Source organism: Paraburkholderia sp. MM5384-R2 (genome assembly GCF_014201025.1).
Lineage (GTDB): Bacteria > Pseudomonadota > Gammaproteobacteria > Burkholderiales > Burkholderiaceae > Paraburkholderia > Paraburkholderia tuberum.
In genome coordinates, this window is the sequence record NZ_JACHDI010000059.1 from 1 (window position 1) to 11,138 (window position 11,138).

An 11,138-nucleotide genomic window follows, 5' to 3' on the forward strand; every position below is an offset into this window, starting at 1 on the left:
GCCGTATCCGACGCGACCGCGCTTGCGGATAGCTGCGGCACCGTGTTGCTGGTGACCCGCTTCGAGACCACTTCCATTGCGCAGGTGGTGGAGGCGACCGCGCAGCTCAAGCAGGCGAATGCCCGGGTGAAGGGCGTGATCTTCAACGGGATCGATACGGATGTCTATCGCTATAGTCTGGGCGCGCGCGCAGACCTCTATCGCAGTGCTTCCTATCTCGATGCACTGCCGGCCAGTGGAGAGACAAGGAAAGACTAGCCTTCACGGCGCGAGGGCCGTCGTCACGAATGGCGATGAAAAATCAGCCGACTTTCGCCGTGGATGATTGGCGGATATCAAAGACTCATTCGTCAGTGTCGCTGGAGTTGTACTGAGTCAGGCGCTCAATTTCGTTTCGATTCTATTGATCGGAAAGTTCTGCGGGCCGACGGCTCTCGGGTACTTTTTATCCGCTCGTTAATCGGCTTGCGTCTGGAGGTTGCGTGCATGGCGGCTGACAAGGCCCAGGCCGTGCGTGCAATGACGAGTTCCAGCGCCGTCGCCATGCCGATCGGCCCGCGCTTGGTGGCCACGATCATTTCCGGCCCCTCCGATTCGATTCCGGTGATCGCCCTCGCATTCGGCGTGTTTCTGCAACAGACGCTGGGTGAAGCGCTGACCAGCGAAAGGGAGTACACGAAGATCGCCACGGTCCGTTTCTTATCGATCACTGCGTTCGCCGGGCACTTCATCTGCCTGATGGCGCTTTGGAAAGCTGAGCGCACGGGCACCGGCGTCTTCATCTATGGCGGGATCTTTTCGACCTCTCTGTTTGTGCCGGCCGGCGTCTGCCATTTTGATGCTGATGATATTCGTCCATCGCGACGCCGGCATCTTCGCGCTCGCCTACCGCGTCGGCTATTTTCGTACGTCACGGGCTTCAGAACCCGCGCGCCCGCCGGCGATCCAATGCGGTTGCCATTCTGGAGTTTGGCGCCGAAAGCGTGGCTATACCCGTGGTATAGTGAGTTCGATTATTAGGTCGGCATCCATCCGCAAGCGGGACTTTGCGCCCTTGTCACTCTCCGCCGGACTTTGGATCGCCTTCATCACACTGTCCGGTGCCGCTAGGGAAGATCTCAAGCCATAGCTACGCCACCGATGACATCGTGCTGTTCAACTTCTCGAAAATTCGATGTGGTCGTAAAGGGAGTGGAAGATGGTAACTTTCTTGACGCATGCCGCCTGTCTGCTGATCGGCGTGGCGATTGGGGTCTTCGCGTGTGCGCTTTGCGTTGCGCGCGCGAGAGGATCAAAGGAGGATAATTAGTCTCATCGCCCTCTTATGATTCATCCGTCATTGCGGATGTCCGCTGCTTCCTCTTTGCAACACCATCAAGCGCTTTGGAGCAGGGCAGAACAGCAAAATGACGCAAACGGCGGAGTCGGCGTTCGCGTTCATCTCATTGATTGCAATTAGACGCCTTCACTGGACCGGAGTCAGGTAGGGACCCGATAGGAATCGCTGCGCTCGCGGGATGCTCGCGGTGTAGGCCCGAATAGCGGCGGCAAGCTGCGGACAAATCAGGTTACGGTTGTAATCGTAGATCGAATAGCCGTCGCCTTCCCCGTTGCTCGGATCGCCGTTACGCACGACATACCAGAACGCCTTTGCCACCGAACCGTTGTCCATCAGCACCTTCAACTGATTGAATGCCGCGAGTTGTCCGGCGTCCGTACGGGTCGTCCCGTTGTTGGTTTCCGTGATCCAGATCGGCTTGGGACCGCTAGCGACCAGATTCGAAACGGTCGTCTTGAACGACTGCATCAGCGTTTGGTAGTCGGCGCTGCTGAAGTACGGGTGAACGTCGACGACGTCGATCTCGATGTTCAACGGGCTGGAAGCACTCTTGGTGTTGTTACCCATTGCCTTGATGTAGTCGGTCGCCTGGATCAGCTCGCTGCCCGCGGGCGGTTGCCAGCCGTTATGCGGGTACGCCGAGTTGTAGAAGTACGAGATGCCCTGAGTGTGCAGAACCGTTTTGTAGCCCGACTGGCTTTTCGTGTTCAGGATCTGCCTGGCTTCCGAATAGAGCGTCTTGCTGCGATTCAGAATGTATCCGGAGATACCGTTCGGATCGCCGTAAGACGGGTCCGAAGCGGAGAACGACCAGTTGGTCTCATTGAACAGTTCGATGTCAGCCGTAAAGGGCAGAACGACGTCCATGAGCGAGCCGAGATACTTCGTGAACGTCGCGTCGCAGAAGTCGAGTCGCGGTGACGATGCGCTCGGCGGATTCCTGGTGGCCGGGCATTGGTATGCGCTAGACGGCGCGTACATGCCCACCTGGAAAAGAATCTTCATGCCGCGCGTGCGTGCGGCGTTCAGAAGCGACTTCAGAAAGGCCACTTTGTTGGGGTCCAGCGTGCTGCCGTCGGCCAGCGTCATGAAGTCCCACGAAACGCCGAGGCGAACCGTACCGACGCCCAATCCGGCAATCAGATCCAGGTCCTTTGAGCATTCGCTCAGCGCCGTCTGATCCGCACTCCAGAGATTGCAGTTCACGTCCATTGCAAAACGGTCGTTTCCGCTTCCGGTGGGCGGCGGCTGCAGCGCCGCGAGTTGCTGAGCAGTGGCGGTAGTCGCGTTCGTTGTCTTGGTGCGACCGTTCTTCGCGAAGGCCGACATCGGCTGCCCACACAAAAGTGTTAAGACGGCGAATAAAAAGAAAAGTGTGAGTTTCATTTCTCAACTATAAATGCTGTCGCCTGGAATTGGTTCCGAAAACGTCAGAGTTAAGTGTGCCGATGAACATCAATTGTTGACGCGACCGCATTGACGGCACGGATATGTCGAACACGCGCATCGAATACCGTGTCGACGCCAGAGTCCCGCACTGACACTACACTTCCGAACAGAGCGACTCAATCTTCCTAAGGATGCGCCCCCCTGTTCGGCATCAGTCCCAGCTGCAGTTTGTTGTGTGACGCAATGCCTCACTATCAGATTTCCGACGCCGGTTGCGCCACGCTCGTCGGCATATCACGAAGTCTTCGCGTCGAACTCCGCAATGAGCGAATCGTCCGATCATGTACGGGAACGCACATCGATTCGTAGTCCGAGCCGGGATACTTGCGACTTCGATGTGCAGCGCGAGTCATCGCATAGACCCTGCCGCACTCAGTCATTACACAAGTTGTTCCTTCATCAAATCTTCTTTTTTCCTAAAGATGAAAATTGTCGTCTCTCTTTAGACAAATTCGAAATCACGATCTTTCGAAAGAACGGGTTACACGTCTGATAAAAGTATGCGTCTGACCTGAACGCTTTGTCATGATGTTTACGAGTGGTACCTGGCGATAAGAGCAATCAAAGAACGAAGCCATGATTCGAATTCTGCGTATTTGATTGGCAGAAGAACTGTTGGTGCACCAGATGAAGGCGACGTGTCGCGATCGAACTGTACGATGGCGACTTTATGCGCTATTGCTAACATTTGGTCTTTGAGTGAGATGTTACGCTCGTCGTGACTCGTCAGTGAATCAATGAAATTAGCTTCACTAAACGATTCACTTCCACATCAAAATCTGTTTTGCAAGCGCAGGGTGCCTGCGCCGGCATCGTTTCCCACGAGTTTCCGAACTGAGGAGATAGTATGTTCGAATCCAACGCCACCGCGGATCCGAAACTGGAAGAGGCGTGCCATGAGGCGAATTCAAAGCAGGTCGCCCTGGATGACTCGAACCCGCAAAGCGAGAACATCTTCGTCGCAAGGTGGGACGACGCAGTGAAGAGAACGATGGACGTTTGCGGGGCGTCGGTTCTACTCATCCTGCTCTTCCCGGTTCTTCTGATAATTGCGCTGGCAGTCATGAGAGATCACGGAAACGCCGTATATGGTCATCCGAGAATTGGCCGAGGAGGACGTACTTTCAAGTGCCTGAAGTTCCGCTCCATGGTCAAGAACTCGGATGAAGTTCTCGCCAAACTGCTCGCAACCGATCCGCAGGCTCGTGCGGAATGGGACCGCGATTTCAAGCTTAAAAACGATATTCGTGTGACGCCGGTTGGCCGCATTCTGCGCAAGACGAGCCTCGATGAGTTGCCGCAACTATGGAACGTGCTGCGCGGCGATATGAGCCTGGTGGGACCCCGTCCTATCGTGCAGAAGGAGCTGGTGCGATATGGCCGCGATGTTCGTTACTACCTCGCGCTGAAGCCTGGAATGACAGGCTTATGGCAGGTCAGCGGCCGCAACGATGTGGACTATCCGACGCGGGTTTCGCTCGACGTCAAATACGCAATGAACCGCTCGTTGACATTCGATATGTCGATTCTTCTGAGAACCGTCAAAGTGGTGTTCGCGAAAGACGGCGCCTACTGAGCCGGCTGGGGTCCTTTCCCTGTCGTAGATTGCATGTCGTCCCGATCGCCGTGACCGATCGGGGATGTGTTCCGCTATTGCTGCGCAATTCACGAGAAACATGTTATGAGAGTGGTCCACGTAATCGAATCGACTGCTACAGGAACGCTTGCAGTTGTGAGCACGCTTGCGACGCGCCTTGCCAAGGAAGGTCACGAGGTGTATGTGATCTATTCAGAGCGCGAGGAAACACCGAAGAATTTGCGCGCGATGTTTCACTCTGACGTCGTCCTGCAGCATCTGCAGATGAAAGGGCCATCATTGGCGCGGATCATGTCTGGCTTGCGCCAACAACTGATCGAATTGAACCCGGATATCGTCCATCTGCACTCGTCATTCGCAGGTTTCCTGGGACGAATGTCGACCTTGTTCGCGTTGCCGTCAACGGCGCTTTTTTATAGCCCGCACTGCATCTCTTTCGTACGGCGAGACATAGGCAGGTTGAAGCGATACTGTTTCGCCGCGTTGGAGTTGCTTGCGTGTGTGAAGAACTGCACATACGTTGGCTGCTCCGACAGTGAATGCGCAGCTATTCGCCGCTATCTTCGGCGAGATGCAGTACTGGTCGAGAACGCGATCGATCGGGCTGTCAGTGTCCAGGGCAACAATCGTTTGGAAAGCGCCGGAAAAGTCGGATCGACGAAAAGGCGAAAAATTGTGACTGTCGGCGGCATTCGTGTGCAAAAGAATCCGCGATTGTTCGCGGAGATTGCACGCTCGTTCGATCGGGACGGCGTCGAGTTCGTATGGATCGGCGACGGCGACGCAGATCTCAGGGGGACGCTCGAGGACGCCGGCGTGCGTGTGACCGGTTGGCTTACGCGTGCCGACGTAATCGCGGCTGTGGCGCAAGCGGATATCTATTTGTCGACAGCTTCCTGGGAGGGAATGCCGATTTCTCTGATTGAAGCAATGACGCTCGGCACACCCGTTGTGGCGTCAGATTGTCCCGGCAATATAGACACCATTCGTCACAATTCGACCGGCGTTCTTTATCGGACGGCTGCGGAAGCGACTTCGCTGATCCGGAAGATGATAGCCGAAGATAAATTTCGTGAAGGTTTATTGCGGCGCGCGCAGGAGGAAGCGCGCAACAGATTCAGTGAAGATCGTTTCTTCAACAACATCGCGCTGCTTTATTCGGCCCAGTTGAGAAGCATTCGCCAGGGCCGTTCGGTGCTGAGCGAGTGACTACTGCGCGATTTGCAGCAAGCCGTCGTCTGGGACCGATTGCATACAGTGCTCTTGCCGAAGTGAAGAGTAGCGGACAAAAGCCTCTTCACGCGCGTGACCATCAACTCTTCATCGATTCGCGCAGTCGGGACGGGCGAAGAACTGGCCCGAACGTGCCGATGGGGCGCGGCAAGAATCGAAGCACCACTCCGTAACCAACGTTTACGGAACGCCGATCGCGACGAGACTGACTTTTGAGAAATGGTTTGCGCGTGTCATCGCGCAAACCATTTTAATTTTTGGTTGGTCAGTAAAAAGTGTGGGTGGATGGAGGCTCGGGGAGCTTGCCAAGTGCATGATAGAGCGCGATTTCCGTGGCTCTGAAGGTTCGGAAGCCGTACGCTTTTCTCATGGTGACTTTGGCTTTGTTGTTCAGCCCCTCGATGACACCGCTGGAGAACTGTTTTCGTGCGCGGAAGTAGTTGAGGATCAGCTCCCGGTGTGTACGCACCGTCCGGGCGAACTTCTTCATCGGCTCGATACGTGAGCGCATTACCTGAGTGCACCACTGGTCGAGGAATTTGCCGGCCCACACGGGCGAGATGTAATCCCAGAGTTGCTGGAACTCTTCTTTGAGCAGATAGGCTCGCACGCTGCGCAGGTTGTACTGAAGCAAGTCACGCAGACGAACGCGTTGCTTGCCGGTGAGATTCTCGCGCCGCTTGAGCAGGCACCAGCGGGATTTCTTGAGCACCGGCTCGTAGCCGTCGCGAGTCATGCGCCGGGCCTCGTCGGCACGAACTTCGTCGATGGCCTTGTTCATCCTGGCGACGATGTGAAAGCGGTCGAGGATATTCAGAGCGTTCGGGCAATGACGCGCGATCATCTCCAGGTAGGGTTGCCACATGTCCGAGCACACGAATTCGACCTTCTCAGATAGCGGCTTTCCGATCATGGCAAAGAACTTCGCGAAACTCTCTTTCGTGCGCTCCTGTCCGACCCAGAGCAGTCGCGTATAGCCGGCCTCGATCTGGTAGACGAGCGTGAGGTATTGGTGTCCGCGGCCATACTGGATCTCGTCCACGCCGAAAGCGCGGATCGTGCCGAACTCGCGATGGCTCCGCCCCCAGTCGACGACCCATTCCACTGCGTTGAAGACCTTCTCCCAACTGGTTCGGAAGCTCTGTGCTGTTTCTTTCCAGGACAGCTTACGCGCCCATTGCGCCAGGAAGATCATGTAAGCGCGGGTGAGCGTGTGCTTGCCGTTGGCCCACGGCAGCGCTTCGACCTTCACGCCACAGGCACGACAATCGACGCGTCGCATGGTATAGAGCAGAAACACGGCAAAGCCCCAGACGGGGATAAACTCGAAGCGGCGCTGTGTGAGCGAGTCGTAACCCCGCGCAGGCCGGTTACAGCATGAGAAAATCGGCTTCGAACCCTTGCGCGGCCGAACGTCGATCTCGATGGATTGAGTTGTCTCGCACAGCCGCGCCCCTTCATATACAAAGCCGGGAAAATGATGACAGGCGTTAAGCAGACGGGTCAGCAACATGATTAGCAAGCCCAGAACCGGCAAGGACAAAGTCGCCATTGTCCCCGAACAGCAAGCGCTTGCGCAGTACGTCCCAGATCTGCATAACTGGCCTGCGTCGTGGCAAGTCGACGACGAAGATATTCCGACTGGACAGGCAATCGTGGCCATACTCACGCCTTTCCTTGAGTATCTCCTAACCTTGGGATACGCACGGAACACATTGCTTCGGCACCGCGATCACATTTGGATGCTCGGCGGCGAAATGATCCGGCGCCGCCATGAAGATCCCGATCTCCTTACTCTTCCAGTGGCAACCCTCCTCGACAAACTCATCGAGGAAGACGGCGGCCCCCTCATCTGGCCAGCTATCTCCGAGCCCGCACAAAATTCCTTTGATGCAACGTGTCGCAAGCTCTATCAGTATCTGAATCGAGCTTCACCTGGCTAGCCGCGCACACTAATTCACCCACAGATTCCGCCGACGATCCTAATTTTTAGAGCCGCGCGAGATATCGCTCCACGCCCGAGGCGGCGATTATGTCTGTCCACCGCAAATGCAGCAGCGTGGAGGGGTCATTTTTCGGCACCATATCGCCGTGGAAATTGCAGATGCTAGAGAATACGTCTGGGCCCGTTACTTTACATTGAATTCCAAACTTGGCGGCGGCGTTCAGATTCGAAGGCGAGTCATTGCAGATAATTCTTTTGCCGAGCGCAGCATATTCCAGAAGCTTGGTCGGCGTCTGCACGTCATACGGACGCTTGTACGGGATGGTTGAAATAGCAATCTCGCAGTTGCGAACCACCGCGAGGGCATCGCGTTGCGCAAGACGTCCCGTGAACAGGATGCCGGGCGATCGAAGATATGCGTCGGAGATTTCCTTTTCAACAGGCCCAATCAGAACGAGGGTATCCGAGTTGCGCTTGGCGGCCAGGAAGTCCCTGATGAAGCCGACAAAGCCGCGTTCCCGCGTTATCTCGCCCAGATAACAATACGTTCCCGACGGAAGCGCCTGGTTGCGGTCAGCCTCCGTCGTGAAAATCCAGTCTGGTACGCCCATCGGCAGGAAAACGGTATCTACGCCGTCGCGGAAGCCCATGACTGCACTCATTGAGTCGTTCTGAAATATTCGAAGATCGGGCCGTGGTTGAAACGATTTCTTGATGCTGTCCTTTAGCGCACTGTTACGCCCGACAGACAGCGAGCGGTAATCGTGGATAACGTATTTTGCAGCAGGGATCCTGGGGTAAAAGCCCATGATGCACCAGAGAACGTACTCCTCCGGATTCTTGACTTTTTTGTAATCATCCAGGGTCCCTGACGTTACCTTACAGTCGTTTCTCACAAAATACTTCGTGTAGGCGTCTATCTCAGGATAATTCGCCTTGCCGGGGTGAAGAATGAATATCTGCATGTCATTACCACCGTTCAAATGTCGTCTCTTCGGCTGACTCAGTGCTACCAAGGGCAGTTCGAGTCGCATTCGTTGAAATGCCGCACGTCAATGGATGGGTCAAGCGTTGGTTAGCTTGATATCCGTTGGCAGAAATGTCGCGACGTTGGACTGCTCTATCACCCGGTCCCAAATGAGGTCAGCGAAATCCGTCCGACGATTCGCTGTCGCACCGCGCGCGGCGTCTTCATCGATTCCGTCAAAGATGTTCGCCGTGGTGATCACACTGTGGATGCCCATCTCTTCACAGCATCTGATATTCGACGGCGAGTCGTTGCACACGATTTTCTTGCCGAGCGCTGCATACTCGAGCAGCTTGGTCGGCGTTTGATAGCAGTGCGGCCGGTGATAGGGGAAGTAGCACACCGCAACATCGGATTCGACCACGTGCTTCAGCGCCTCACGCTGCGGCAACGGCCCAGTGAAAATGATATTTTTTGCATTCGAAAATCTTTCGTAGATGCGCGGGTCCGGTTTTCCCACCAGGAGGAGGGAGACGTCGCGCTTCTGAAAGTTGTTTATAAATGCTTCCAGCACGCGATCGAAGCCCCGCTCGACGCTCATTTCGCCGATATAACAGAAATCAGCTTTCTTTTCGGTCTGACCGCCATCCTGTACCTCGAAGATCCAGTTCGGCACGCCCATGGGCAGGATCACACTGGGTACGCCGTGACCGAAACCCATGATCTCCTGTTGCCGTTTGTTCTGAAAGATCCGCAGATTCGGCTGGCAATTGAAATACCGCTTCGCGACGTCTTTCATCGCCGGCCAGCCGCCAACGGAGAGAGAACGGTAGTCATGGATGACAAAATCGGATTCAAGCCGGTTCGGATAAAAACCCATGATTTCCCACAACACGAAATTTCGTTTGTTATCGAGGGCGCGGTAATCGCTGATTGTTCCGACCATCACATCCACGCCGCGCGTTTTAAAATAGTTTTGATAGGCAGTAATTTCCGGATAATTGGCGGTACCCGGAGACATGATGAAGATTTTACGCATGCCGCCTTCCTTTTTTACCATAGAGATAAGGAACAATAAGGCCGTTACGAATAATGCACCGGCGGTCCGGTTGCGCCTTTGATTGACAGGTGCTCGAACGTTGACCGCTTGTTCTGCTCGAAGCCGAGATCGCGCGCGATAGTATTTTTATTAGCGAATACCTTATCGTGACGATTCGCTGCCCTGGGTTGGATGCAGCGCGGTGCACGACGGTGTCGTACGCCGCTGCGCGAGCTGTCGCGTCGGCGCTGTGCTTTCTACGCCTGGTTCAACGCACGTGGCCTGCTGAAGATGCGCTGAGCCAGGCGCCTGACGCGTCCCAGTCGCAGATAGCGCGGCACCAACGTCAGGCCCGTGAGCTGCGCGGCGAACCACGACACTGAAGAGTCATCGTCAATGTCGAACGCCTTGAGTCGGAACGGGTCGCTTCCTTCGTCGTTCCAGCCCACGTCGGTCGTGCGTGCGGTCTTGTAGCCGGCGGCCTTCAGCAGCTCGACTTCGCGCGGACCATAAATGCCATAGGGATACGCGAAATGCTCGCAAGGCTTACCTACGATCCGTTCTACCTCCGACTTTGATAGCGCAAGCTCTTCAAAGCATTCGTCATCGTCACAGAAGGTTAGTGTCGGGTGATAGCGTGTGTGAGACTGAAAGTCGACATAGGGGCGCATCTCTTCAATATGGGCGGCGCTGAGGCCACTAATCGTCGCCGCTGGGTCTGGCAAGTCCTGACGAAAGCCTCGCGCGTCGAGTTCAGCCAGGCGCTCGTGGTTTTTCATGCGAATCAGCCGCTTCACACCGGCATCCCTCGCGACAGGATGTAGGAACCAGTGAGTACGATCGTGCGCCACGACACTGCTGCAGATGTAAATGGTCGGGTACACGCCGTACTTGATGAATACGGGCAGCAGATTTGCATTGCCGATATGGCCGTCGTCAAACGTGACGGCCACGCGCGGGCGACCACTACCTCGCGAATTTGCCTGCGACAACGGCACGAACTCGACCTTGTCTTTCAGGTACTCAAAATGAGCCTCGAGCGTGGCGGGCGACGGATCGTGATAGAGCAGAATCGCGGTGCGATCGCGCCAGAGAAAGGCTCGAATCGCCGCGGGGCCTCCACTGAGAAGCAGCGCGCGTGTGAATATCTCACGCATCAATTGTTTCATATGCATCCCAAGCTAACAGCGTTGAACGGGATTGTGCCGTCACGGCCACAAAAGCGATGTGCGTTAGCGTACGGAGGTGATAACCGTCCTCAGATAGTCTGGGATACTTGTTAGTGTGAAATATACGCTAATTTTCCACCGAGGAATCTACTGGGGGAAACAGTGGTTCAGCGGAGAATTAGGCAGTCTTATCTTTGTACGGTAAGACGATTATTCTGAAGTTGGTGGCGCGCAAAGCAGAGGAATTGTTGACAGATTGCGTTGCACACCGAACTGACGCGCGCAGCGCCCGCACCCAAAATGTTGCCGTCCCGTGACAAAAAGCGAGATCTGGCAACGCCGCATCGCCTGCACATTAAATCGAGCTTCCACCCTTTTCGTACACCCGCCCTGGGGTTTC

General features: G+C 55.5%; 9 protein-coding genes and 1 pseudogene. 5 read left to right on the forward strand and 5 right to left on the reverse strand.

Annotated features, from left to right (window positions below; genetic code table 11):
• Positions 1–258: AAA family ATPase (locus HDG37_RS38190; RefSeq protein ID WP_221312284.1), on the forward strand; the 258-nt coding region annotated here is incomplete at its 5' end.
• A gap of 228 nt (positions 259–486) precedes the next feature.
• On the forward strand, positions 487–1,020 hold the full coding sequence (locus HDG37_RS38195) for a hypothetical protein (RefSeq protein ID WP_260335281.1): 534 nt from the start codon (positions 487–489) through the stop codon (positions 1,018–1,020).
• A gap of 445 nt (positions 1,021–1,465) precedes the next feature.
• Here the strand turns inward: HDG37_RS38195 and HDG37_RS38200 are convergent, their stop codons facing one another.
• The gene (locus HDG37_RS38200) at positions 1,466–2,551 is read right to left on the reverse strand and encodes a glycosyl hydrolase (protein ID WP_184056665.1); all 1,086 of its coding nucleotides are present in this window, start codon (positions 2,549–2,551) and stop codon (positions 1,466–1,468) included.
• A 1,216-nt stretch (positions 2,552–3,767) separates the two neighbouring features.
• On the opposite strand from HDG37_RS38200, the pseudogene HDG37_RS38205 reads away from it, so the two are divergent.
• Both HDG37_RS38205 and HDG37_RS38210 read left to right on the forward strand, forming a co-directional pair.
• Positions 3,768–4,364: pseudogene (locus tag HDG37_RS38205) on the forward strand (sugar transferase); the annotation flags it as partial.
• 105 nt (positions 4,365–4,469) lie between these two features.
• Positions 4,470–5,594 carry a glycosyltransferase gene (locus HDG37_RS38210; protein ID WP_184056671.1) on the forward strand — a complete coding sequence of 375 codons (1,125 nt, stop codon included), beginning with the start codon at positions 4,470–4,472 and terminating at the stop codon, positions 5,592–5,594.
• A gap of 289 nt (positions 5,595–5,883) precedes the next feature.
• Here HDG37_RS38210 and HDG37_RS38215 read toward each other — a convergent pair whose 3' ends face one another.
• A complete protein-coding gene (locus HDG37_RS38215; RefSeq protein WP_184056673.1) occupies positions 5,884–7,131 on the reverse strand; it encodes an ISL3 family transposase in 1,248 nt (415 codons plus the stop codon).
• Here HDG37_RS38215 and HDG37_RS38220 point away from each other — a divergent pair.
• A complete protein-coding gene (locus HDG37_RS38220; RefSeq protein WP_184056676.1) occupies positions 7,130–7,561 on the forward strand; it encodes a hypothetical protein in 432 nt (143 codons plus the stop codon). The genes HDG37_RS38215 and HDG37_RS38220 overlap by 2 nt on opposite strands.
• Before the next feature lie 46 nt (positions 7,562–7,607).
• Here HDG37_RS38220 and HDG37_RS38225 read toward each other — a convergent pair whose 3' ends face one another.
• From HDG37_RS38225 to HDG37_RS38235, 3 genes are all read right to left on the reverse strand, one after another.
• A complete protein-coding gene (locus HDG37_RS38225) occupies positions 7,608–8,528 on the reverse strand; it encodes a glycosyltransferase (protein WP_184056679.1) in 921 nt (306 codons plus the stop codon).
• Positions 8,529–8,627: 99 nt separating this feature from the next.
• Positions 8,628–9,569 (reverse strand): glycosyltransferase, encoded by a 942-nt coding sequence (locus tag HDG37_RS38230; protein WP_184056683.1) that lies wholly within the window; start codon positions 9,567–9,569, stop codon positions 8,628–8,630.
• 257 nt (positions 9,570–9,826) lie between these two features.
• Positions 9,827–10,738, reverse strand: coding sequence for a polysaccharide deacetylase family protein (locus tag HDG37_RS38235; RefSeq protein ID WP_184056685.1), 912 nt, complete (start codon positions 10,736–10,738; stop codon positions 9,827–9,829).
• Positions 10,739–11,138: the final 400 nt, after the last annotated feature.